At 37.4% G+C, this 25,816-nt stretch carries 24 protein-coding genes; 15 read left to right on the plus strand and 9 right to left on the minus strand.

The annotated features are described in order from the left end of the window. Positions 1-243: 243 nt before the first annotated feature. Positions 244-2,574, plus strand: coding sequence for a TonB-dependent receptor (locus tag ODR02_RS00795; protein WP_309511336.1), 2,331 nt, complete (start codon positions 244-246; stop codon positions 2,572-2,574). A 3-nt stretch (positions 2,575-2,577) separates the two neighbouring features. Then, complete coding sequence (locus ODR02_RS00800; RefSeq protein ID WP_105683449.1) at positions 2,578-3,393, plus strand: DUF4249 domain-containing protein; 816 nt, start codon at positions 2,578-2,580, stop codon at positions 3,391-3,393. Between the two features lie 51 nt (positions 3,394-3,444). Here ODR02_RS00800 and ODR02_RS00805 read toward each other — a convergent pair whose 3' ends face one another. Beyond that, the gene (locus tag ODR02_RS00805; protein WP_309511337.1) at positions 3,445-4,170 is read right to left on the minus strand and encodes a YoaK family protein; all 726 of its coding nucleotides are present in this window, start codon (positions 4,168-4,170) and stop codon (positions 3,445-3,447) included. A 392-nt stretch (positions 4,171-4,562) separates the two neighbouring features. Here ODR02_RS00805 and ODR02_RS00810 point away from each other — a divergent pair, with 392 nt between their 5' ends. Both ODR02_RS00810 and ODR02_RS00815 read left to right on the plus strand, forming a co-directional pair. Beyond that, a complete protein-coding gene (locus ODR02_RS00810) occupies positions 4,563-5,249 on the plus strand; it encodes a Crp/Fnr family transcriptional regulator (RefSeq protein ID WP_309511338.1) in 687 nt (228 codons plus the stop codon). A 108-nt stretch (positions 5,250-5,357) separates the two neighbouring features. After that, the gene (locus ODR02_RS00815; protein WP_309511339.1) at positions 5,358-5,753 is read left to right on the plus strand and encodes a VOC family protein; all 396 of its coding nucleotides are present in this window, start codon (positions 5,358-5,360) and stop codon (positions 5,751-5,753) included. Between the two features lie 73 nt (positions 5,754-5,826). Here the strand turns inward: ODR02_RS00815 and ODR02_RS00820 are convergent, their stop codons facing one another. The 4 genes from ODR02_RS00820 to ODR02_RS00835 all read right to left on the minus strand — a co-directional run bounded on the left by ODR02_RS00820 (position 5,827) and on the right by ODR02_RS00835 (position 10,194). Next, positions 5,827-6,777, minus strand: a complete 951-nt coding sequence (locus ODR02_RS00820) for an alpha/beta fold hydrolase (protein WP_309511340.1) — start codon at positions 6,775-6,777, stop codon at positions 5,827-5,829. A 140-nt stretch (positions 6,778-6,917) separates the two neighbouring features. After that, positions 6,918-7,325 (minus strand): ACT domain-containing protein, encoded by a 408-nt coding sequence (locus ODR02_RS00825; protein ID WP_309511341.1) that lies wholly within the window; start codon positions 7,323-7,325, stop codon positions 6,918-6,920. 531 nt (positions 7,326-7,856) lie between these two features. Further along, complete coding sequence (locus tag ODR02_RS00830) at positions 7,857-8,510, minus strand: response regulator transcription factor (protein ID WP_309511342.1); 654 nt, start codon at positions 8,508-8,510, stop codon at positions 7,857-7,859. Further along, the gene (locus tag ODR02_RS00835; RefSeq protein WP_309511343.1) at positions 8,488-10,194 is read right to left on the minus strand and encodes a sensor histidine kinase; all 1,707 of its coding nucleotides are present in this window, start codon (positions 10,192-10,194) and stop codon (positions 8,488-8,490) included. The genes ODR02_RS00830 and ODR02_RS00835 overlap by 23 nt, the downstream gene beginning before the upstream one ends. 704 nt (positions 10,195-10,898) lie before the next feature. Here ODR02_RS00835 and ODR02_RS00840 point away from each other — a divergent pair. The 4 genes from ODR02_RS00840 (at position 10,899) to ODR02_RS00855 (ending at position 16,816) form a co-directional block, all read left to right on the plus strand. Continuing rightward, complete coding sequence (locus ODR02_RS00840) at positions 10,899-12,086, plus strand: FAD-dependent oxidoreductase (protein ID WP_209784931.1); 1,188 nt, start codon at positions 10,899-10,901, stop codon at positions 12,084-12,086. Positions 12,087-12,098: 12 nt separating this feature from the next. Beyond that, positions 12,099-13,868: a flavin monoamine oxidase family protein gene (locus ODR02_RS00845; protein ID WP_209784932.1), complete on the plus strand. Its 1,770-nt coding sequence runs from the start codon at positions 12,099-12,101 to the stop codon at positions 13,866-13,868. Positions 13,869-14,159: 291 nt separating this feature from the next. Continuing rightward, a complete protein-coding gene (locus tag ODR02_RS00850; protein WP_209784933.1) occupies positions 14,160-15,299 on the plus strand; it encodes a vWA domain-containing protein in 1,140 nt (379 codons plus the stop codon). A 62-nt stretch (positions 15,300-15,361) separates the two neighbouring features. After that, positions 15,362-16,816: a sigma 54-interacting transcriptional regulator gene (locus tag ODR02_RS00855; RefSeq protein WP_209784934.1), complete on the plus strand. Its 1,455-nt coding sequence runs from the start codon at positions 15,362-15,364 to the stop codon at positions 16,814-16,816. Positions 16,817-16,882: 66 nt separating this feature from the next. Here the strand turns inward: ODR02_RS00855 and ODR02_RS00860 are convergent, their stop codons facing one another. Both ODR02_RS00860 and ODR02_RS00865 read right to left on the minus strand, forming a co-directional pair. Further along, entirely contained in the window at positions 16,883-17,290 is a 408-nt protein-coding gene (locus ODR02_RS00860; protein WP_209784935.1) for a YybH family protein, read from the minus strand. Then, entirely contained in the window at positions 17,291-17,539 is a 249-nt protein-coding gene (locus tag ODR02_RS00865; RefSeq protein WP_149387858.1) for a DUF92 domain-containing protein, read from the minus strand. It abuts the gene before it with no gap. 141 nt (positions 17,540-17,680) lie between these two features. Here ODR02_RS00865 and ODR02_RS00870 point away from each other — a divergent pair, with 141 nt between their 5' ends. The 7 genes from ODR02_RS00870 to arsB all read left to right on the plus strand — a co-directional run bounded on the left by ODR02_RS00870 (position 17,681) and on the right by arsB (position 23,492). Then, positions 17,681-18,505, plus strand: coding sequence for an AraC family transcriptional regulator (locus ODR02_RS00870; protein WP_209784936.1), 825 nt, complete (start codon positions 17,681-17,683; stop codon positions 18,503-18,505). Between the two features lie 69 nt (positions 18,506-18,574). Then, entirely contained in the window at positions 18,575-19,696 is a 1,122-nt protein-coding gene (locus tag ODR02_RS00875) for an agmatine deiminase family protein (protein WP_309511344.1), read from the plus strand. 124 nt (positions 19,697-19,820) lie between these two features. Next, positions 19,821-20,765 carry an MBL fold metallo-hydrolase gene (locus ODR02_RS00880; protein ID WP_209784938.1) on the plus strand — a complete coding sequence of 315 codons (945 nt, stop codon included), beginning with the start codon at positions 19,821-19,823 and terminating at the stop codon, positions 20,763-20,765. A 177-nt stretch (positions 20,766-20,942) separates the two neighbouring features. Continuing rightward, a complete protein-coding gene (locus tag ODR02_RS00885) occupies positions 20,943-21,272 on the plus strand; it encodes an ArsR/SmtB family transcription factor (protein WP_209784939.1) in 330 nt (109 codons plus the stop codon). Positions 21,273-21,350: 78 nt separating this feature from the next. Beyond that, entirely contained in the window at positions 21,351-21,824 is a 474-nt protein-coding gene (locus ODR02_RS00890; protein ID WP_309511345.1) for a DUF6428 family protein, read from the plus strand. A gap of 19 nt (positions 21,825-21,843) precedes the next feature. Further along, positions 21,844-22,455, plus strand: coding sequence for an arsenate-mycothiol transferase ArsC (locus ODR02_RS00895; protein WP_209784941.1), 612 nt, complete (start codon positions 21,844-21,846; stop codon positions 22,453-22,455). Positions 22,456-22,457: 2 nt separating this feature from the next. Further along, complete coding sequence (arsB, locus tag ODR02_RS00900; protein WP_209784942.1) at positions 22,458-23,492, plus strand: ACR3 family arsenite efflux transporter; 1,035 nt, start codon at positions 22,458-22,460, stop codon at positions 23,490-23,492. Between the two features lie 212 nt (positions 23,493-23,704). On the opposite strand, the gene ODR02_RS00905 is transcribed toward arsB, so the two are convergent. Further along, complete coding sequence (locus ODR02_RS00905; protein ID WP_209784943.1) at positions 23,705-24,709, minus strand: terpene synthase family protein; 1,005 nt, start codon at positions 24,707-24,709, stop codon at positions 23,705-23,707. A 60-nt stretch (positions 24,710-24,769) separates the two neighbouring features. Beyond that, positions 24,770-25,792: a terpene synthase family protein gene (locus tag ODR02_RS00910; protein WP_309511346.1), complete on the minus strand. Its 1,023-nt coding sequence runs from the start codon at positions 25,790-25,792 to the stop codon at positions 24,770-24,772. Positions 25,793-25,816 lie beyond the last annotated feature (24 nt).

Below are 25,816 nucleotides of genomic sequence, written 5' to 3' on the forward strand. Positions count from 1 at the left end.
AATTTATTTTTAACAAAATCCACTGAAAAACAACAATAAATCAATATACAATGCATAATATTATTTTTTGTGTAACAGTCTTATTTTATCCTTGCTATTACAATTTTCAAAAACATATTTTTCCAATGGATTTATTTCATAATTAAATTGTTACGTGTAACAAATCCTCTGTTCATCCAACTAATCGTACATCATCAAAACATTAATTCATATACAAGAGATCTACTACTTTAAAATAAACTAATGCAAACATCCTTTCTAAAAATTACCGCTGCCACCGCTGCACTCTGTTTCAGTACCCTGGCAATGGCCCAACAAAACTATTCTGTAAGTGGAACCGTGAAAGACAAAAAAAACGGTGAATTGCTCATCGGAGTATCTGTAAAAGTAAGCGAAGATCCCACCATCAATGTTGTTGCCAATGAATATGGCTTTTATTCCCTGTCACTGCCTGAAGGGAATTATACCCTTATCATTTCTTACCCTGGATATAGAGATTTTGAACAGCAGATCAAAGTAGACCAGAATATAAAGCTTGATCTGCCTCTTCTTCCTGCGGAGACAGAAGCAAAAGCGATTGATGAAGTGGTAATAACCGGAATCAAAAAGGATAAAAACTTAACCTCAGCGCAAATGGGAGCAGAAACGCTGAGCATTAAAAATATAGAAAAACTTCCTGTTCTTTTTGGAGAAAAGGATGTCATGAAAACCATTCAGCTTTTACCGGGTATTAAAAGTAACGGTGAAGGAAGCAGCGGATTCAGTGTAAGAGGTGGTGCTACCGACCAAAACCTGATATTACTGGATGAAGCTCCGGTTTATAACGCCTCTCACCTTCTAGGGTTTTTCAGTACATTCAACAGTGATGCCCTGAAAGATGCCAGCATCATTAAAGGAAACAGTCCGGCTCAATATGGAGGTCGACTTTCTTCTGTACTGGATGTCAAAATGAAAGACGGAAACAATAAAGATTATAACATCAACGGAGGAATTGGTCTGATCAGCAGCAGACTGAGTGTGGAAGGTCCTATTCAAAAGGAAAAATCTTCATTCATTGTTTCAGGAAGAAGAACCTATGCCGATTTGTTTCTTAAAACCAATAAAGATTATAAAGACAACAAGTTATATTTTTATGATCTCAATCTGAAAGCCAATTATCAGATCAATGAAAACAACCGTATTTACCTTTCCGGATATTTCGGAAGAGATGTTTTGGGACTGGGAGATACTTTCAATACAGATTGGGGAAATACAACGGCTACGTTGAGATGGAACAGTATCATCAGCAGTAAATTATTCTCCAATACGTCTTTCATCTACAGTAATTATGATTATAAAATCAGTCTGAAAAATGATGATACCGTATTTGATTTAAATTCAAAAATCCGTGACTGGAATCTTAAGCAGGACTTTACCTGGTTTGCCGGAAACAAACACTCTGTACGTTTCGGTCTGCAGTCTATTTATCATACCCTAACTCCGAGCAGTGCTTCCGGAACTACGGTGAGCAGTTTTACAAGAAATCCGAGATACTCGTGGGAAAATGCCGTGTACATCAATGATGATTATAAAGCCACGGAAAAGCTTACCATCAACTATGGAGCAAGGCTTTCCATGTTCAGTGTATTGGGAGGCGATACATTCAATACCTATGAGAATGGTGTGCTTACCGACAGCCAGTTTTTAGAGAAAGGAAAATTCGGGAAAACATATGTGAATATTGAACCGCGTATTAGTGCCAACTACCGCATCAACGAAGTCAGCAGTGTAAAAGGAGGATATTCCCGAAATACCCAGAATCTTCATCTTTTAAGCAACAGCAACAGCGGAAATCCTACCGATCAGTGGATAGGAAGCAGCTATACCGTAAAACCGGAAATTGCAGATCAGATCAGCGTGGGCTACAGCAGGAATTTCAACAACAATAATTATGAGTTGAATGCTGAAGTTTATTATAAAGACATGAAAAACCAGATCGACTTCAAAAATGGGGCTCAGATTGGTTTTGACACTGGATCCGATGTAGAAAGTGAACTGTTATTTGGGAAAGGAAGAGCCTACGGTCTGGAACTTATTGCCAAAAAGAAAAGCGGAAAACTGACAGGATGGATTTCCTATACGCTCTCTAAAACAGAAAGAAAGATTAACGGAATCAATAATAATGAGTGGTATAATGCCAGAATGGATAAGACTCATGATCTTTCTATTGTTGCTACTTACCAGCTTAATCCAAAATGGAGTTTTTCAGGATTGTTTGTATATAGCACAGGGAATGCGGTTACCTTCCCTACCGGAAAATATGAATTGAACGGGCAAACGATCTTCCAGTACAGCAACAGAAATGCTGACAGAATGCCGGCCTATCACAGAATGGATCTGAGTGCAACGTATGAACCAAGTTCCAATAAACGCTTACGTGGTTCATGGACATTCGGTATTTACAATCTTTATGGCCGTGAAAATGCTTACACTATTAATTTCGAGGACAATCCAGACCGTCCCGGAACTACGCGTGCCATGCAGACCTCTTTATTCCGCTGGGTACCCAACATCACTTATAACTTCAAATTCTAAATCATGAAAAATACATTTTATATCATAGTATCTCTTTTTGCATTAACCTCTTGTGAAAAGGAGATTGATCTGGATCTGAATGATCAAAGCGGGAATATTGTTATTGAAGGAAATATAACCAATCAATCCGGACCTTATACGGTAAAAATAACAAAATCAGTAAGTTTCTCAGAACCGAATCAATATCCGGCGGTCACGGGAGCTCAGGTCATTCTAAGTGATGATATGGGACAAACCGAAACCCTTCATTATGCAGGAAACGGTATGTACCAAACGACAACTTTCGCCGGAGAGCCCGGCAGAACCTATACCCTGAAGGTACAGGCCGAGGGAAAACAGTATACTGCTCAAAGTACAATGCCTGAAGTAGTCTATTTCGATGGATTGAAACAGAGTTCCTTTAAATTTGGGGATAAAATCACTTATACCCTATTGCCACTCTTTACAGATCCAATGCCACTGGGAAACCGTTATCTTTTTAGTTTTACGATCAATGATCTTCCCAAAAAATACATGAATACTTTTTCAGACAATGTAAACAACGGATTGCCTAACCAACAGCCTTTGATTCTACCTAATGACGATAATAAAGGCAGAGACCATGAAGTGGTAGTAGGTGATAAAATCCATGTGGAAATGCAGTCTATCGACACCAATATATTCACTTATTATAGTGCCTTACTTCAGATTTCCGGCGGCAATGGCGGAACCGCTACTCCGGCCAATCCTCCAAGTAACATCAGCAATGGAGCATTGGGATACTTTTCCGCTCATACAACAGATACGGAGACTTTTGTCATCCAGCCTGTTACTCCATAAATGTAAAAAAGGATATTCCCACTACGGAATATCCTTTTTTTATTCTCTGTTCTATCTTAATTTCCTTTTTAAAGCGTAATACCTGTACAGGAGTTTATCATACCTGACCACACAAAACAGCAATCCTGCAGTTGCAATCAGTGTTTTTAAACAGATCATGCTATAGACGAAACCACCCATCATACATCCCGAAAAAAAGCAGGCAATAATGACCAGTTTCAGGGTGATATTCTTTTTAAGCTGACGCCGTTCATTTTCCCGCTCCTTAAAAAACAGTTTTGAAACTTCTATTCCCAGATCGGTAAACAATCCCGTAAGATGAGTGGTTCTCACTACAGACTGGGATACTCTTGTTACCAATGAATTCTGAACGCCCATGGCAAAAAGCAAAAGTCCGGCAATAGTATAAGGTGATATTGAAATTCCGAGTGTCTTATCATCTGCTATTCCCACAAAACCCAATATCAGAATTTCGGTAATCAAAGGAATGAGATGCGGACGGAACATTCTGTGCCCGGACGAAAATTCAACCATAAAACTTGAACAGAAAGCTCCTCCCAGAAAACATAGAATGAAGATAAAGTAAGTAAAGGCTTCGCTGTAATGATCGAGAAGAATCTCTTCGGAAAAGAAGGCAAAATGCCCTGTTATATTAGTGGTAAGCACTTTAACGGATAAAACACCTACAATATTCACGATCCCGGCAACAAATGACAGGGCTGAAGCCAGTTTGAGATTGTGAAAATAAGTTCTGTTTTTCCCTCTGTGTCTGAACATTTTAAACTTCTGTAAGGGTGGTATCTCCTGCTATCTTTTATAACTTAAAAACAGCTGGATAAGATAAATAAGTAAAAAAATAAATAAGAAATGTCAGCATACAGCTGTGAAAAACATATCCGCTTAAATATTTATCCAGTGTTCTATATAGATTTACTACATCCTTTTTACCATAAAATTCTACTTTTTCGTAATAAACAATGAGTCTGCCAATGAAGCAAAAATAGCTTTTACAGGTCGTTTCAAAATGTTCTGTACCCTATTTCAGAATCAATTTTATTACTTTTGTAAAAGTAATCCGTTCAGGAAGAAAAGCTTGTGATATAGATCGGCTTAAAATGTGATTTAAGTTAAAAACTGAGTGTAGATTCAACATCCTGTAAAGAAAAATTATGATCTCAAAATTTATTTTTAATAATCAGTATCTTTTTGATGAACTCCCTGAATATGATAAGAATCTTCTTACAGGAGCAATGAAAACCAAAAACTACCGTAAAAATGAGCCTATATTTACTGACGGAACAAAACCTAATGGCGTTTACTATCTTAATGAAGGGAAAATAAAGAAATACAAGGTTGATAATGACGGAAGGGAACAGATTATTTACATTTACAGCTCCGGTGAATTTTTCGGGTATTCTGCTATTCTGAGCAATGAATCTTATGGAGATACCACCTCAACACTGGAAAATTCTGTTATCTCATTTATTTCTAAAGATAATTTTCTGGATATTCTAAGTCAGTCATCCGTTCTTTCAAGGCTGCTGCTGAAATCTTTAAGTCATGAATTCAGTGTGATGGCAAATCTTATTGCAGTTCTGTCTCATCGTACGGTACGGGAAAGAGCGGCTCTCAGTTTACTGATTCTTCACGATAAGTATACATCAAATGATGCTCCTGATGATGAAGTGTTTATTTCTCTTTCCCGAGTGGATCTTGCCAATATGGTGGGAACTGCCAGAGAAACCTTGGCCCGCATCATCAATGATTTTAAACAGGAAAAATTAATCCGATCTGAAGGAAGGAAAATACAGATCATCGACTCTAAGCGATTGATTCATATTGCTAATTTCTATTAATTTTATCTTCTTAAAAATGAACATTTAAAATTCTCAGTTCTCTACTGACAGCCTGTTGTCATAAGTGTCTGTTACCTTTGTTTCAAATTAATTCAAACAAAATACCTTATGAAACTTACCTCATTAAGACTCATCAGTAAAGACATCAAAGCAGCAGTAGAATTTTATGAACAGGCTATTGGATTATCTGCCCGATGGTATACTGAAGATTTTGCAGAACTTTCTGCTGACTCCATTACCATCGCCATTGGAAGTACCCAAACGATGAAAATGTTTTCGGAGGGTCTGACAGATTTCGCAGGAACAAAATCAATCATTATCGAATTTCTGGTTAAAAATGTAGACGAAGAATATGAAAGAATCAAAAATATAGCTTCTGAAATTATTCAGGAGCCAACAACCATGCCCTGGGGAAACCGATCACTTCTGTTCTGTGATCCGGATGGAAATATGATAAACTTTTTTACTCCTGTAAGTGAAGAGGCTGTAAAGAAGTTCAGCTAAACCTTTCTTCAATAAAAAATAAAACCTCGCTGTTCATCAACGAGGTTTTTGTTCTAATTTTTAAAAGTCAACCTTATTTCCCAAGGAATTCAATGGCTTTCGCTACAAATGTATCATGATACTGATAAAAAGAAGCATGGCCTGAGTCCGGAAATATGACCAGTTCTGCATCATCTAAATGCTGAGCCATATTTTTAGCATTCTGAACCGATACCGGAAGATCATTTTCACCATGAACAATTAATACCGGCTTTTTGATTTTTTCAATTTCCGTAAGAGCATCACCATTGGGTTGAGCCCAGCTCAAAACTGCCGTAAACTGTGCGTTGGAAGCAGCATCATTTAATGGAAGATCTCTGTCCGTAGTACGAAGCTGAACTCTTGCGAAAGATGCTTTACCTTCTGCTGTACTTTGAGCAGATTCTGTAAATCCAAATTTCAAATAGGAAGCTTCGGGGCTTAATCCGGCTGTTCCTGCAATAATATTAGGCAGATTCGATAATCCGATTGCTCCCTGCGGACCTGTTCCTGTTAAAATTACTTTGTTGATCAGTGACGGATTGGTCAGCACAATTCTCTGGGCAACAAATCCTCCCATAGAAAATCCCATGATATTCACCTGAGGCAAATTTAAAGCTTTAATAAAATCTACGGCATCGTCAGCCATCGCCTGAACAGTATTCGGGGTTGTTCCTTTTGAGGAAGCCACTCCTTTATTGTCAAAGATAATTACTTTATACTTTTTTGCCAGTCCGTCTGTCACTGCAGGATCCCAGTCATCCATTGAGCCTCCTAACCCGGGCAACAGTACCAATGGAATGCCTTCTTCTTTTCCCAGCACACGATATGCAATGGCATTTCCTTTAACTGTTATGAATTGGGTCCTGGCAGTTTGGTGGTTTCTGTTTTGTACCTCCTGTGTCGTCGTGGGAGGCTCATTTTCTTCCGTGCAGGATACGGTCACTACGGTAAAAAGAGTTAAACATAATAAGCTTACGGCTGAGATTTTTCTGATTGTTTTCATTGTAGTTTATTTTTGTATGATTATGGTGCAAACATAAAACACAAAAACAGGCAGAACACTCAAAAGCTTTATCAACAGGACATTTTAATGAGTTAATTAGACATTTTTGAAGGTGAAAGTTAAACTTCCTAAAATTGTTTTTAAAACTCTTTAGACTTTTTCAATGCAATAAGGGCTTCTATTGCTTTCTCAGCATCTTCTTCCGCAATAAAAATATGATCATGAAAATAAGCGGCAACCACATTGCAGCTGATATTTTCCTTTTTCAAGGCATTGGCAAAAGCTGCGGTGAGTCCTATGGCTTCCAGAGAGGAATGAATAGTGAGCGTGATCCATGAAGAAATATAACTATAGGGCATTTTCCATTCATCGGCTATCGTTCTTTCCAGCACAATGGTAATGGCTTCATGTTCCCGGAAGAAAAACAGAATCTTTTCCATATCCGGTATTCCGTTTAAAGTTTCAACAGTGCAAAACACAAATTCTCCGGCATTCAATACGGGTTCCATATTCTGAATCAAAACCGATAAGTCTTTTTCTCCTGACATCTTTTTTTTGATACAAAACTAAGGGATAGATGGCAGCATTCTGTTTATCATTTGATAAAAAACACTCAAACATTCAATTTAAAAAGTGAGAAAATGACTTCTCGTTCAAAAACAAAAAAGGAGACTGTCTGCCTCCTTTTTGTTTGTAATGTAACCTATCAACTGAACCTCACTATATGTGTTTGTGTTTTTTTTGATCATTTGGCTTTTTTAAGAAGTCCGTTTAAGGTTATTCATACACTTCTTTTAATTTCATCAGTGTGTATTAATTTTCATCATTTGTGTTCTTATAACTATCCGTTTATTATTTGTATAGCTATCATCATTTGTTGTTTTTTGTGTATGAAATTGTATTCATTGAAAAGCATTTCTCAGTTGCTTTTTTCATTACTTAAATTTCATAGTACAAAGGAACAACATTACAACATAAAATCTTCTATAAACCCCATCGATACATGTCGATCGACTTATAGATATTTATCGATGAAATATTATTTTCTGACAATAAGAAGTGAATAACCCCTTAAAACACTATAGCTTATGATGGGTTTTGACAAGGTCAACAAGCTCAACCATATTTTCAATCTTTAGTTTTTCAAAGATATTTTTTTTGATGGTGCTTACTGTATTTTGTTTGATATTCAGGCTGTTTGAAATTTCCAGGTTTCCATATCCTTCAGCATAAAGTTCTGCAATCTGAAGTTCTCTTTTGGTTAAACTGTTGAGTGGACTTATCAGATCCGGATTGTAAACAAACTGTACCAATAGATCCCTTAAAAGATCAGAGAAATATTCTCCTTTCTCGATAAAGGCTGTAATCGCTTCTCTTACCTCTTCCTCTTCACTCAGCTTACTCAGATAGCCGTTAGCACCGGCTTTGATAAATTTAAGGCCATGCAGTTCCTCTTCAAGTCCTGTAAAAATCAAAATTTTAAGATCTGGATTTACACTTTTCATCTGAGGTAAAATATGAAGACTGTTTCCATCCGGGAAATGAGCATCAATAACGGCCATTTCCACTCCTTTTGACTCTATGATCTCCAATACCTGATGTAAGGATGAAGTCTGATAAATCTTAGCGTGAGGAACAATATCACTGATTACAATTTCCATTCCCTGGCGTACAATGCTGTGATCGTCTGCAAGCAGGAAAATAATCTCTTTATTTTGAATTGGTGTTTCCATTTTTATTACTATTTAAATTGATCCTGAATGTCACTTTCGTTCCTTTATGCAGTTTACTTTCAACTGATATATCACCATCGAAAAGTTCAACAATTTCTTTGACCAGATTAAGTCCAAGTCCTGCTCCCAGATTATCCACCTCATCAGATACCATTCCCTGATAATAAGGGTCAAAAATTTTACCAAGATCCGATTCTGATATTCCTACTCCGGTATCTCCTACCGTTGTGATCAGGGAAATTTTATTTTCTCCAAGAGATTCTGTAGCCATCACCAGATCAATCTGTCCGTTTTCTGTAAACTTGTTGGCATTTCCGAGAATATTCATAAAAATCTGGTTGATTCTGATATTATCCGAAAATACATTCAGATTCTCCGGAATTCTGTCTGTTACTACAAACCTGTTATTTCTCGTTTCCAGATAAGGAGTAATCACTTTTACAATAGAACTGATCTCATCTTTAAGATTAAAAACTGAGGGTATAAGTTCTTTTTCAGCATTTTCATTTTTGGTGTATTCTAAGATCTGATTAGACTGCAGAAGCAATGTACTATTGGTAAATTTGATCGATTTAAGATAATCCTTTATCGTTTCATCTTCCGTCGTTCTGTGGATCTTATCTATGAAAATATTGATAATTTTTAACGGAGACCTCAGATCATGGCTCAGCATTCCCAGAATCCTGTTTTTAAAATTAAGGTTCTTTTTAATCTCTTTATTCGCAGCATTAAGCTTTTGTTCATAGATAAATGCTACTCTTGTAAAGTACATGATCAGAATGGATACAATAAACATCAGAATCATCAATCCCAATACCAGATAGCTTCTGATCTTGTTATTATTGGAACTCTGTTCATTGTATTCTTTTTCCAGTTGGGATTTAAAATCCCTGATGGCATTTTCGTACACTTCTATTAAGCTGTTGCTATACACCAGAAGTTTACTGAAATTGCTGTAAAACTGCAGGTTATTTTTCTGATTTTGAACGGCAAGCATCTGGACCTTCTTTACTTCAGCAGCATAATGCTTATCCATAGACTTTATGGTGTTGTCCATTTTGGATTTAACCTGAGAAAGATCCAGCGTTTTATTGTTGGTCATTGTGATTACCGTACTTTCTTTCTGAACATCCACTTTCCCTGTTACAGCGTCTTTTAAACGTCCGAAAAAGCCTTTCTTTTTAATGGTATCGGCGTAGGTACGGGTTTGAATTTTCAAATCTTCAAAATCATTTTTGTACTTGGCTGGTTCGTACTGTTTATCTTCAATATTTTGAGGCGGATTCAGAGAAGTCTGGTATACCGAATCTATTAATGTTTTCAGTTTTGCAGTCTTCACTGTATCCTGACGATGAAGAGACAATGTCTTTTTCAGCCTGGGACTCGTATTTTCATATTCCCCAATTTTATCAAAATTCGTTTTAAGTTTTCTCAACGACTGGAAATATAACTGTAATTCTCCGTTATCCTGAGTCGCCATATATTTCTGAAGATGTTCCTGGGCATCCAGAAAATCTTTCCTCGAATTATCTGTCAATCCTCCCAATGCACGGCTTTCCTCCAGCTGATCTTTAATAAATTTCAGCTTTTTCCCGTTAACAAATTCGTTATAAAAAAATATGGCGATAATGACCTGTATCAGTAAAATACAAAAGATCAATGAGTAATGAACAAGTTTTCTCAATTTAAAATTTAAGAATTTATATTTCATATTTGTTTATCAGTTAAATTAATTTCCTGACTACATAAGTCCATTAGATATTAGCCTTTAACAATATACCATTATTTTCAACAATTTCATAATAGCTGTATATCATCCAATTGGCAAAGTTAAAGTAATTTTTGTCTTCTTATAATAATGAATATTTGATAAAACTCACAGAATTTAATTTTTTTCTCTATCAAAACGCCATATAAATACTCAGTTTTATCTGCGTAAATCTATTTTTTTAGATCAATTGCAAAAGTTGGGGTGCTCTAAAATATTCTGCATCTGCCTGTTTTATTATATCTAGCGAATAATATATAATCAATAACGTGTGAAAAATCAATAGACGGCTACTCATCATTTCAGTGATTTTGAAGGGTCAGAATTTCTGTTTTTTTACCATTAAGTATTTCTACTACATACCACATTTGGTCATTTACACTCTAAAAACGTATACCCTCTTCTTTGTTACTTTGAAATGCTTATTAATAGTGACAATATTCAATGGGAAACCAGAATATGCACATGTACCGGCAGATTCGTCTCTATACCTAATCTATCGTAGCAGATAGAACTCAGAGCTTTTTGAAGGTCAGTAATAGTGGTACATTCCTTCCTATTGATGCCTTTACGTTCTCTGTTCTCTTCAATACGATTATAAAAAATAAAACAAATAACCTATGATTACAGAAAACTACGACGTAATCGTCATTGGCGGAGGAGCAATAGGGCTGGCTACGGCTTATCATCTTGGCCAGCGCCAGGCAAAAACATTAGTATTGGAACAGTACACTTTTGTGAATCAGCTCGGCAGTTCTGCAGGAGTATCACGCCAGTTCCGGATTCCTTATCCGGATGAATATATGGTACAAATGGCTTTGGATGCATTGCCTTATTGGGATGAACTGCAAAAAAAGACGGATACGCAATTGCTTGATAAAGTAGGAACACTCTGGTTTGGTGATCCGGAAGTACATTCTACAGAAGGAAATATTGCTGAAGCTGAAAAAGCTTTAAAAGCATTAGGGGTTCCGTATACCACGTTAACGTCAAAGGAAATTGAAGAACAATATCATTTCAAAAACCTTCCGGATAATTATACAGGCTTGTTTCAGCCGGATGGTGCCAGCATTAATTTTAAAGCAACCATTGAAACTCTTTTAGGTCTTTGCCAAAAGGAAGAAACCGTTGAACTTAGAGAAAATTCTCCGGTGCTGGAGATCAAACAAAACGGTGATCTTTTTGAGCTTACCACGCCCAACGGAGTTTATATCGCCAAAAAACTGGCTATCATTCCCGGACCTTATATCAACAGCGTTATCAACCTGCTTGATTTTAAAATAGAAGCCACTTACTGGAATATGTCTTCTGCTTATTTTAAAAAGACTGATCCTGCGATACAATACCCAACCTGGTTTGTATTCCAGAATGCAACAGGAGATAACGGCAACCAGTTTTATGGTTTCCCATCTGTGGAATGGGATCATCCGGAATACATCCGCGTAGCCCCGGATTTTGTCATCAAACCTTTGGAAGAACCAAGTGACAGAACGTTAATTCCAAATCCCCAGGAGCTGGCTTACACTTCTGAATGGGTACAAAGCCATATGACCGGGCTAAGTATTGAACCGGAATATACTTCAACATGTCTTATCGCTTTAAGTACAATTCCCAATAAAGAACTGCTGATTGATTTTGCACCACCTTATGTTCCCAACCATAAAAATATTGTGGTATATGCCACCGGATGGGCTGCCAAATTCACTCCATTCTTAGGTAAAATTATGTCGGATCTTGCATTAGACGGACATACTGATTTTGATATTACTCCATTCCGATTAGGATATAAATATTTCTTAGCACTTTAAAATTATAGAACCATGAATCAAAAAAACGTTAATAAAGATACCCCGCTGTATCAGGGAATGCAGCCCGATCTGAAAGTAGAAGTAGCCATTATCGGTGCCGGAACTTCCGGATTATATACTGCTTTTCGTTTGGTAACAGACAATAAGTACAAAGGTCATGAGGTACAGATCTTCGACATGAGTAACAGGTTAGGTGGAAGACTTGAATCCGTAATCATGCCGGGAATGAATTTCTGGGGTGAACTCGGAGGGATGCGTTATCTGACTTCTCAGGAGATTGTGACCACATTAATAGAAGGTTATCCACTGAAAGAGGATCCGAGCAAAAGAATACCCGTATTAAAGGATAAGATGACTCCTGTTCTCTTTCCTATGGGTAAACCGGAAGAACTCTTCATGTATATCAGAAAAGAACGTTTCAAACAAAATGCATGGACGGAAAAGCAAGATCAGGGCAACAAACTGATTACCCGTTATTTTCTGAATAAAAATGACGAAGGTTTAAGCTCTGACCAGCTATTCAATAAAATCATTTACAATGTTTTAATGTCGGATCCGTGGGTAGTAGAAAACTATAAAGAATTAATCATTGAAGATCCTAACGGTTATGATTATACTTTCAAGCTGACCAGCAGGGATTGGGATGCCATCAAACCAAGAATGGTTTACAATTTCCCAGGTTCTCCTTATGACAAGCGTCTGGTAAATGATATTGGTTTCTGGAACTTAATCAAAGATCAGGTTTCTCAGGAAGGATATGAATTCTTAGCGAATGCCGGAGGATACTATTCCAATACCATCAACTGGAATTCCGCAGAGGCATTTCCGTATATGGTAGGAGATTTTTCTGCCAATACTACTTACAAAACGATTGAAGAAGGCTACGACAGCATCGCTTATGCAATTGCCAATGCTTATATGGAATATGAAGGAACACGCATCTGGTCTGAAAATAAACTGATTACTTTCACCAAAGACCATCATTTAATATCCACTCATAAATATGAACTTACTTTCCTGAATATTCAAAGCAATACAACGTGGAAAGTGTATGCCAATTCAATAGTATTGGGTATGCCAAGAAAATCTCTTGAACTGTTGGATCAGAATAACTTCTTTTTCGATGCTAACAGACATCAGAAACTGAATGAAAATATCCGTTCTATCATTATGGAACCTGCCTTTAAAATCCTGATGGGTTTCGAGCGCCCATGGTGGAAAGAGCTGGGAATTGATTCCGGGCACTCCATTACAGATTTACCGATGAGACAATGTTATTATTTCGGTACTGATCCTGAAAACAACAATTCAATGTTGCTGGGAAGCTACGGTGATATGGAAACAGAAACATTCTGGAAAGCGCTTTCTGATGACAAAGTTCTGTTCAAAGTTAGAGCTAACAAGTCTACATCCATGGAAGAATTACACAAATTTGATGACGTTCAGGCCACAGAATTTATGGTCAACGAATTGATCAACCAGCTGAAAGAAGTCCATGGTATAGATATCCCACAGCCTTATATAACCTATTTCAGAGACTGGACCGATGATCCTTACGGCGCTGGATATCATGCATGGAAAGCAGGTTTCTCTGTGAAAGATGTCATGCCCTATATGAGAAAACCGCTGATAGATGAGCAGATTCATATTATCGGAGAAGCTTATTCTGACCAACAAGGATGGGTGGAAGGTGCTTTCTGTGAAGCGGAAAAAATGCTTCAGACCCATTATAAATTAGACTGGCCGTACTGGCTGGATCCTGATTATTATTTAGGATGGTAATCTTGAATACATAATAGTAAGATGATGTGTATAGATAAAGCTCCGGAGTATTTCGGAGCTTTATCGCATTCTAGACAGTAGAATTTTTCTGATTTTTAATCTATATAATCTGATGAACATTATATTCTTATTCCATATCACTACCATTAGTTTTTTCTATTTATCAAAGGGAATCTTGAAGTGATATTTTCCTAACTTTTCAGTTTGAAACGAAATAAAGAATACTCCTGATAATTTTTGGATTATCAGAACTATTCAAAACCCAATAACAGCAAAACAGCTCATCATCTTATGACAGATAAAAATTTTAATCCTCATAAAGGCTTTATATTCAGCAAGCATGTACCGGAGGAATTATCACATTTTGACCGGGTCTTTGATGTTTTCAAAGATTTGCTCACCCATACCTCCGGAGATATAGAGGAAGCTTTCGAGTGGCTTGATATGCTTGATAAAGAATATGATATCTTCAATGAAGAATATACCCTTCAGGATTTTGAAGAAGATTTGAAAAAAAGAGGTTATATCAGAGAAGAAGATCCTGAAGAAGGCAATACAGGAAGTGGAAAAGGTAAAAATATATTAACGCCTAAACTGGAAGCAGCCCTTCGTGAGTATGCCTTAGACCAGATTTTTGGAAAGCTGAAGAAAAACGGAGCAGGAAATCACCGCACCAGCAAAACAGGAATCGGAGATGAAAGAGATGGCGAAAACCGCTCCTTCCAATACGGAGATGATCTTGCAGCAGTGAATATGACTGAAAGCTTAAAGAATGCACAGATCAATAACGGAATTTCAGACCTGCGCCTGACAGAGGAAGACCTTATCGTAGAAGAAACGAAACACAAGGCACAGATGAGTACCGTTCTGATGATAGACATCAGCCACTCCATGATTCTATACGGTGAAGACCGTATTACTCCGGCGAAAAAAGTAGCCATGGCACTTGTGGAACTGATTAAACGAAAATATCCCAAAGATTCTATCGACATCATTGTTTTTGGAAATGAAGCATGGCCTATCAAAATCAAAGACCTTCCCTATTTAAAAGTAGGTCCTTATCATACCAATACGGTAGCAGGTCTGGAGCTGGCAATGGATATTCTCCGCAGAAAAAGAAATACCAATAAACAGATTTTTATGATCACCGATGGAAAGCCAAGTTGCATTCAGCTTCCCAGTGGAGAGTTTTATATGAATAGTTTTGGTTTGGATGAAAAAATTGTTAACCAATGCTTCAACAGAGCAGCACAAGCCAGAAAACTGAAAATACCCATCACTACTTTTATGATTGCTCAGGATCCTTATCTGCGACAGTTTGTAGAAGAGTTTACCGCTCAGAACAAAGGAAAAGCTTTCCTGACAGGGCTTTCAGGTTTAGGACAAATGATTTTTGAAGATTACGAAAAAAACAGAATAAGAAGAATTTAAAGGTCAGATTTCAGACTTTAAAGCATTAAAATAAAATCTTACCCGATAAAGTATTACAAGAAATGAAAAACGATATCACATTTAAAGAATTAAAAGACTCCGGTTATACCCATAAAACAATTAATGAGGAAATTCAGGCCAACTTAATTGCCAGGATTAAAGCTAAAGAACCAGTATTCGAAGGACTTTGGGGCTATGAAGACACCGTGGTTCCCCAATTGAAAAAAGCAATTCTTGCCGGGCACCACATCAATTTACTTGGACTGCGCGGCCAGGCAAAAACCAGAATTGCAAGAAGTATGGTTAATCTGCTTGATGAATATATGCCTGTTGTAAAAGGTTCCGAAATCAACGACAGCCCGTTTCATCCCATTTCAAAATTTGCCAAAGACCTCATTGATGAATTGGGTGATGAAACTCCTATTTCCTGGGTACACCGCTCTCAACGTTTCTATGAAAAACTGGCCACTCCGGATGTGAATGTGGCTGATTTAATCGGTGATATAGACCCTATCAAAGCGGCCACTTTAAAACTTCCTTATTCTGATGAACGTGTTCTCCATTACGGAATGATTCCCCGTGCTAACCGTTCCATATTTGTTTTAAATGAATTGCCTGATTTACAGGCCCGAATCCAGGTTTCCCTGTTTAATATTTTACAGGAAGGAGATATTCAGATCCGGGGATTCCAGCTGAGAATGCCTCTTGATATTCAATTTGTTTTTACAGCCAATCCGGAAGATTATACCAACAGAGGAAGTATTGTAACTCCATTGAAAGACAGAATCGGATCGCAGATTTTCACCCATTATCCAAAAACAATTGCTCTTGCCCGACAGATTACCGAGCAGGAAGCCCTGATCTCTGCTGAAGATAAAGCACAGATACAGATTCCTGATCTGGCGAAAGATCTTTTGGAAGAAGTAGCTTTTGCAGCCCGAATCAGTGAATATGTAGATGCAAAAAGCGGTGTAAGTGCCCGTTTGACGATCAGTGCAATGGAAAACTTAGTTGCAGCCGCCAAATTACGTCTGATTGAATCCGGAGCAGAGAAAACCACCATCCGGCTGCTCGACTTCATGTCTATCATTCCGTCTATTACAGGAAAAATTGAACTGGTATATGAAGGAGAACAGGAAGGAGCTGATTACGTAGCCAAAATTCTGATTGACAAAGCAGTCATGACTCAATTTGAAAGTATATTCCCCCGTATTTCCAAACTGGAAAAAGAAGGCATCAAAACACCTTATACCGATCTGATCAGATGGTTCAATAAAAACCATTTAGAACTTAATTACAACGATACAGATGAAGAATTTTATGCTAAGCTTGATAAGATAGCTCCTCTGACAGCGGTAGTGGAAGAAAATACCTCTGAACTCAACGCTGAAGATCAGAATTTCTGTAAAGAATTGGTGCTATGGGCATTAACCATCAGCAACAAAATTGATAAATCTGAAAATCAAAATGTCTTTACTTTTGATTCGCCGGGAATTGGCCAGTTTTTGCGTAATTAAAATCAATATTCGATAGATTAAATATAAAAACCTTCAGAACTGATCTGAAGGTTTTTTATTTTTTCTTTACACCATATTATCATTTTTAAGTATAGCAGCACCAAAAGGATTATCAACCAGCCACAGCCATTCTCCGTCTTCATTTCTTTTCATGATACAGGAAGTATGGCCTTTCATTTCAATCAGATGCCCGTCCGGAGCTTTTCCGGTCATTTCCCAATGGTCTAGCCACATGGCAAGATCATTCACAACGGTTACATGGGGAGTTTCACCCTGAATATCCAGTTGTAAACGGCAAATCTCATTCATTGCCAATGCGATCTGATCAAGCCCTCTCAGCTCTCTCCCATCCCTATCTATATAGACCGCTTCGGGATGAAAACAGCTTAATGCACCTACAGCATCTCCGTTTTTTATACAGTAACGGAAATAAGCTACTGCTCCCGCTTCTGTTTGTCTGTTAAACCCGTGCATTTATTTCAGGTTTCTGGAGTTTAATTCTTCTTCTAATTGTTTCTTATTTTTATTCCAGCGGCTCACAATAGAACCTACAAAAAATAATGGCAAAACAGTCAGAAATCCGAAACCGCCCGTTATGGTACTATAAATAGAAATACCAACCATTACTCCCAGAAGTACAGCATTGAGAATGTTATTGGATTTGATTTCTTTTTTCTTTTCTAATAATTCATGGTCGGTTAATTGTGATAATTCTTTTTCCATGGTTTATTTCAAGTTTTTGGGTTGTTTTTGGGTTTTTAAAATGGCAAAAATTATGGTTTTACCGAAAGCTAAAATACAACATTGCTGAGACATTTTTTTATTTCTTTTATTTGTAATTTATTTCTGAAAATTTCAAAGCTTATGGAAGACAACCTGAATTGTATTTACAGAATTATCAATTTCATGGAAAAGAACTACGATCAGCCCGTCTCTGTAAAAGAACTGGAAGATATTTCCCATTACTCCTACCGAAATATCCAGCGCATTTTTAAGTACAGTTGTGGGGAAACCATTGGAGCTTTCCAGCAAAGATTAAAAGTAGAAAATGCCTATAAACGGATTCTTTATACTCAGGAAAACCTTACCTCCATTGCTATTGAAGTAGGTTTCGCCAATATCGCTTCTTTTTCCAAAGCTTTTAAACAACATTTTGGGATTTCACCCAAAGCAGCAAGACAAAGTAAAGAACAGCTCCTTTGTGGAGACGCCATCATTCCGGTCACATCAGATATTTTGCTGGAGCCCGAAATTGTATTTTTGAAACCCATGCAGGTATATTATCAGAGTATTAACACCTATTACAACAATGAAGAAATTGAAGTTCTGTGGGAAAAATTTATGGAAAATGAGTTTCCTGATTCCGGGACAGCTTATTTTGGAGTCATCGCAGATGAACCATTGATTACCACTGAAATCAACTGTCGGTATGATGCATGTTCTTCCGTACAGTCTGCCCAAAAAAAGCTTCCTTCAAAAACAATATTGGGAGGAAAATATGCCCGCTTCACCCACGCAGGCAGCTATGACACAATTGATGAAACCTATACCAAAATCTATTCCCGCTGGATTTTTAATTCAGGTCTTGAATTCACCCACACTCCTATTATCGAAAAATATGAAAGGCATGCTGAAAATGAAGAGGACCAGGAAAAACAGCTGACTTATATTTTATTGCCCCTGAAGTAAGTTGTCAATTTGGGACAACTTTTACAGCTTTTATCGATCTAATTTTGCCCTGTTAAAAATAGATCAATTATGCAAAAAAAGAAAATCTTGTCCCTGCTCTTGCCTGCCCTTTTACTTTCCTGTTCACAGACAGATACAGTAGAGAATCCAGATACGGTGAACCCCGTGGCAGCTCTTTACAAAATGCCGGAAGAATCGGCAACACACGAAGGAACCTGGCTTCAATGGCCCCATCAGTATCAATATGGAACTACTTACCGTAACAGACTGGATGCAACATGGGTAGCGATGGCCAAAGAACTGGTACAAAGTGAAAAAGTTCACATCATTGCTTATGACGGTGTAGAAAAGGATCGTATTACAGCCCTGTTAAACAATGCCGGAGTTCCGCTTACCCATATTAATTTCAAGCTTTATCAGACAGATGATTTCTGGGTAAGAGATAACGGTCCTATCTATGTGAAGGATCAAAACGGACAGTTATTTATTCAGGATTGGGGATTTAACGGCTGGGGTAATAAAGCCGATTACAGCAAATGCAACACCATTCCTTCCAAAATAGCTACCGATACCAATATTCCAAAAATCAATCTTAACTCAGTGATGATTAATGAAGGCGGAAGTGTGGAAATTGACGGAAACGGAGTCTTGATGGCTTGTAAAAGTTCTATCCTGAATAATAACAGAAATCCGGGAATGACTCAACAGGAAGCAGAAGCCATATTTACTAAAAATCTGGGGGTAACCAAATTTATCTGGCTGAATGGAAAAGCCGGTCTTGATATCACAGATATGCACATTGATGGTTTCGCAAGATTTGCCAATTCATCCACGATTATCACTATGAATCCTGATGATCTTAACTACTGGCAGGTTCCGGATGGTGATATTAATAAGCTATATGATGCTACCACAAAAAGCGGATCTGCTTATCATTTTGTAAAAGTACCCCTCACAAGAAATGATGTAATAACAACCTATGGAAAAAATGTAGGCCGTGCTTCTTATATTAATTATTATATCGCAAATAACCGCATATTGGTACCTAATTACAACGACCCCAATGATGCTGTGGCCAATAACATTATTCAGCAGCTGTATCCTGGCAAACAGGTAGTGGGAATAGACTGCCGTAATTTATTTGCCAATGGCGGAATGGTACACTGCGTAACCCAGCAACAGCCCCAATAAATACGATTAAAAATAAAGCCTACTGAAAATCAGCAGGCTTTCCTGATAAAGAATGCCAGTCCCCAAAAATAGCGTAAATTTGTCTGACCATCTTGTTATAAGGTGGTTTTCTATTGTAAGTATTATGAAAAAAACAGCAGTTTCTTTATTAGCCCTACTTCTGAATATTGTTTGTCAGGCACAAAATTTTGATGTTATTCCTTTAGGGATATATGGCGGTGAGCAGGAAGATAATTTATCAGCCTATCTGGTAGGAGCACCGAAAGACAATGCATTTCTATGTCTTGATGCCGGTACCGTAAATGCCGGAATACGGAAAGCAATTCAATTAAAAAGTCTTGAAGGATCAGCGGAAACAGTGTTAAAAGATCAGATAAAAGGATATTTTGTGTCGCATGGTCATCTGGATCATTTATCAGGACTGATCATCAATTCCCCGGCCGACTCCAAAAAGGATATTTTTGCTATAGCACCTGTGATTCAGATTTTACAGAATCATTACTTCATCACAGATACCTGGATCAATTTTGCGGATCAGGGACAAAAACCTATCCTTGGAAAATACCACTATAATGAACTTCAGGAAGGCGCTGAAATCCCTGCACCTAAAACACCTTTCTTTATCACAGGTTATGAACTGAGCCATGTAAACCCTTATAAAAGCAGTGCGGCATTGGTAAGAAGAGATGAACACTATTTATTGTATCTGGGAGATACAGGTGCAGACCGCATTGAAAAATCTGACCGTCTGGATCATCTTTGGAATACCATTGCTCCTCTGGTTAAAAAAAGAAAACTGAATACCATATTAATTGAAGTTTCTTTCCCTAACAGCCAGCCTGAGCATCTTCTGTTTGGCCACCTTACTCCTAATCTTCTGGTTGAAGAATTAAGTAAGCTGAAAGAAAAAACAGGTCAGAACAATCTTGAAGGGCTCAATATTGTCGTTACCCATAGAAAACCGACAGGTGATAATCCCGAACTTATCAAAAAGGAATTATTGAAAAACAATCCTCTAAACGTAAATTATATTTTCCCTGAACAAGGTAAAAAGATTAGTTTACCCTAATTATCAATCAAAAGATGAGGCTCATTTCGGCTTCATCTTTTTTTTCTGCAATCATTAAACATATATAATTTAAATATTTGATATTCAATGTTTTAATTCAAATTCTTTAAAATTAGAAAGTTTTTTCATTGTTATATTAATTTAACATCGTAATATTGCAATATAAAAATAAAGGTAATGGGAGTAACTAAAACAGACATTTATACTGAAGAGCAAAACAAGCTGGCTTCTTTACTTAAAGTGTTGGGTCACCCTGCAAGGATAGCTATTTTACAGCATATCATTAATCAGAAGGCATGTATAGGTAACGACCTTGTTGAAGAACTTGGTCTTGCGCAAGCTACCATTTCCCAACATTTAAAAGAATTGAAAAATATCGGTATTATCAAAGGTTCAATTGAAGGAAAGTCGGTATGCTACTGCATCAATGAAAATACCTGGAAACAGTTTCAAAATGAATTCAATCTGTTTTTTAATCAGGATGTTACTATAAAACAATGCTGCTAAAGCATTTTTTTCATCTAATATATCGTAATATTGCAATATAACAATTTAAAATAATTACTCACTAAATTTTAATCTATTATGAGACTATCAGAAATCAAAGAAATTCTGCCGTCATTGGAAAATGTTGAATTTCAATTGGAAAACGGAACGTTTGTCCCTGAGCATTTCCATGTAACGGAAGTAGGTCAGATTATCAAAAAATTCATTGATTGCGGCGGTGTAATCAGAAGTGAAAAAGTGGTCAACTTCCAGCTATGGAATGCGGATGATTATGAACATCGTCTGAAACCGGGGAAACTGCTTCATATCATTCAGCTTTCTGAAGAAAAACTGGGAATAGAAGATTCAGAAATTGAAGTAGAATATCAAGGGGAAACCATTGGTAAGTATGATTTGGAATTTAACGGGAAAAACTTTGTCCTTAAGAACAAGACTACAGCCTGCCTTGCACAGGAAGCCTGTGGCATTCCTTCGGAAAAACCAAAGAAAAACCTGTCTGAATTATCTGTAACCTCAACATCAGCATGCAATCCGGCATCAGGCTGTTGCTAATTGATCATTATATAATACTATGTACCAAGAATTATCAAATACAGTTCAGTCTTTACAATGGGAAAATATAGAGACTGATAGAAAAGAAACTCTGGAACCACTCATCAGTTTTATCCAGCAAAAGGTAGATGATGGCAAAGAAATCAATCTGAATTTTATCTGCACCCATAATTCCCGCCGCAGCCATTTGGCACAGGTCTGGGCACAGGCCGCAGCCACTTTCTTTACGATTCCGAAAGTTAACTGTTATTCCGGGGGAACGGAGACAACAGCCGTATTTCCCAAGATTGCAGAAGTCTTAGCGAAGCAGGGTTTTACAGTCTTTAGTATTGCCGATACGGCTAATCCCGTGTATGCTATAAAATACGATGACAACCATCTTCCTATCATTGGTTTTTCCAAGAAATATGACAGCCATTTCAACCCTGTATCAGGATTTGCAGCCATTATGACTTGTTCACAGGCTGATGGAGGATGTCCGTTTATTGCCGGGGCAGAAAAAAGAATCCCCATTACCTTTGAAGATCCAAAGGTTTCAGACAATACCCCGGAGCAGGAAGCAATATATACTGAAAGAAGCCTACAAATAGCAGAAGAAATGTTCTATGTTTTTTCAAAAATCAAAAAATAATTATGCAGCCAAGATTAAAGTTTCTGGATCGTTATCTTACGTTATGGATATTTCTTGCCATGGGTATTGGAATTGCTTTGGGACATTTGTTTCCGGTTATTCCTAATATCATCAATTCACAGTCTGTAGGAACTACCAATATTCCTCTGGCAATAGGCCTTATTCTTATGATGTATCCCCCATTGGCAAAGGTTGATTACTCACTTCTGCCATTGGTATTTAAGGATAAAAAAGCAATTGGAGTCTCCTTATTCCTCAACTGGATCATTGGTCCGGTTTTGATGTTCGGACTGGCGATTCTTTTTCTAAGACACGAACCTGATTATATGTCAGGGCTGATACTGATCGGGCTCGCAAGATGTATTGCCATGGTAATTGTCTGGAATGATCTTGCTAAAGGGAACAGAGAATATGCGGCTTTACTGGTTGCCTTAAACAGCATCTTTCAGGTATTTACGTACAGTTTTATGGTTTGGCTGTTTATTAATGTGCTTCCCAATCAGTTAGGTCTGGCCAGTTTTAATGTAAATGTTTCTGTGAAAGATATTACAGAAAGTGTACTGATTTACCTTGGAATTCCTTTTCTGGCAGGCTTTCTCAGTCGTTATTTCCTGATAAAATCTAAAGGAACGGAATGGTACAACAGAAAATTCATTCCTAAAATATCACCCGTTACACTGTACGCTTTATTATTTACCATTGTATTGATGTTCAGCCTGAAAGGTTCAAAAATACTGGAGCTTCCAATGGATGTAATTAAAGTATCAATCCCTTTGGTGATCTATTTTATTCTTATGTTTTTCGTGAGCTTTATCATCAACAAATCATTAAAAATTCCTTATGATAAAAATGCATCTATTGCCTTTACAGCTACAGGAAACAATTTTGAACTGGCCATTGCTGTTGCGATCTCCGTCTTCGGTATTCATTCAGCACAGGCATTTGTAGGAGTGATTGGTCCTTTGGTAGAAGTTCCGGTGTTAATATTTCTTGTAAAAGCAAGTGTATTCCTGAAAAAGAAATGGTATCATAAGTAATCTGACCGGAAGAACCATAAAAGCACCTCTATTTTCTCCTCAAGACTTATAGCAATCTGTATTGCATGATGCTCATGAACTACAGTATCAACAGCACGTCCAAGATAGATAAAGTACCAAGTTGAGAAGAAGAATAATGGCTTTGCCATATAAGCTCAACAGTATAAATTTATATTTAAATAAAGATACATGAATAAAAGCCACCCAATAAACTATAGGTTCTTATTTGTGGCATGATTATCCTCAGGCCACGCAAAACCTACTCCTCCATGTTTATATCTATTTGTTTCCAGATAAAAAGTATTAACTCCCTGAAGCCCAACTCCAGCATAAAAAACAAACTTATCAACGTATTCCTGATATTCACCAAACTCCCGATACTCTGCATGTAAAGCCATCAAATTTGCCAATTCTTCATTATGAATACGTAAAGCCTCTGCACAAGCATCCTCCAACGAAAGATTATATTCCTGCTGCAATACAAAAACCAGATTAAAAACTTCTGTTCCTTTCGCCATTTCTTTGGGCAGAGAATGAAGGTCATTTTGCCAGGCAACAACCAAAGTCATATGGGAAATCATCTTTTGTACAACTATATGTTCAAAAATATGCTCTGGCAAGACAAGCCCTGATTCAATCTCACCAAAAATCAAATAAGGACGCATTAGAACAGAATATTCCCTAATGGTCTTATAAAGATTCAGTGATGGCGGGCGGTTTGCTATTTTATAAGGGTATTCCAGTTCTATTCCATATCTGAAGGATTGATAGAAATAGTAGATAAAACGTTCCATCCACATATCAGGCATCAGCGCACGAAATTCATCACGAATCAATGCTATATGATGATAAAGAGCATTTTCCTCCGGGCTGGGTGAAGCACCTCTCAAAATATCAGTACAACGAATCCGTAACTGCTGAATCTCCTCGAGGGACGAGTGTTCTATCTGATCATCAAGAGCAACATACTGAAGCATGAACCTATTGCATGGAATAGCTTGTTCATAGGTTAAATGTGGCCACATACGTGCAGTACACATATGCAATTCCATTTTTTTATAAATTTTCCGTTGTTTTTCTGTCAAAAAAGTATAATCATTATCAATCCAAGCATCCATATCTTTCCCCATTTGTTCAGCATGTGGGTTAATAAGATCTGGCCATGGGTAAAATCCTTGTGGTAAATAATCTGCACTATTAAATTGTTCTGCTGTCATTTGATTTATATTTTAAAATTCTTTGTCCTTAAATAAATACGATCCTGAGCATTCAAATTTTTATTGAATTTGATTCTGTTCCAGGGTTTCTTTTAATTCTGAAGCACTCGGAAATTCAGTTCTGTTGTAACGGTCAAGTTGGGTGGATATATTTTTCCAGCCACTCAGTACCATGCTCATATAATGAACCCAGTTAACCACAGCTTCATGCCATATCCCAAAATCCGGAAGTGATGCCTGCAGTGTTATAAACTCTTTCAGGTCTTCATTATGAAGTCTCAAATCTTCCAGACATGCCTCTTCTAATGAGACATGATATTCATTCTGGATTACTTTTACAATGTTATAGTAAATACTTCCTGTAGCCTCATCTTTCACAACAGACTGCACTTCATTGAAAAAAGTTACCAAATGACAAGCTAACGCTTGCAGGCGGCGGAGCACGGGATGATCATGAATCTCAGGAGGCAGAATAACTCCAGTTTCAACTTCAGTAAGCTGCAGGAAAGGATACAAACAGATGGAATCCTCCCTTAGTACGATACATTCTGCTATTGTTGGGAACATTTTATTTTTTTTGTATTCCTGCTCCTTTTTAAGTCCGTTAAAGTATTTGCTGATCATCTGGGTAAAACGATGCATTGACTCTTGTGGAATAAACTGCTGCAGTTCCTGTTTTAGTGAAGCCAACATAGGACCAAGAGGTATTCCGGATTGCTCAGCAGTAATACCTCCGTTCAATATCGCGATCGACTGGGCATGTATGAAATCTATCTCTTCCGGAGCACATTCCTCATACAAATCATCATTGTACAAAGTCCATAGCATTAACCTGCAGATTGGCCTGAATCGTTCAGCAGAAGCTGTTGGAAACCATTGTGCAGCAATATGTGCCGTCTTAGTCTTTTTGTATTTTTTACGTACATCAGGATTGTTTTCATAGAGCCATAGATATTCTCCATCAATCCATTGATTTTCAGTAATCTCCTGAAGCTGTTCAGCATGTGGATTTTTTAGAGTTGGGAAAGGATATCTGAACTTCTGTTTGAGAAGCTCTAGGGGGTTAAATTTTTCATTACTCATGATTGTATGTTTTAATGATTATCG

The organism is Chryseobacterium sp. CFS2, assembly GCF_036543225.1.
Classification (GTDB): Bacteria; Bacteroidota; Bacteroidia; order Flavobacteriales; family Weeksellaceae; genus Chryseobacterium; species Chryseobacterium culicis_A.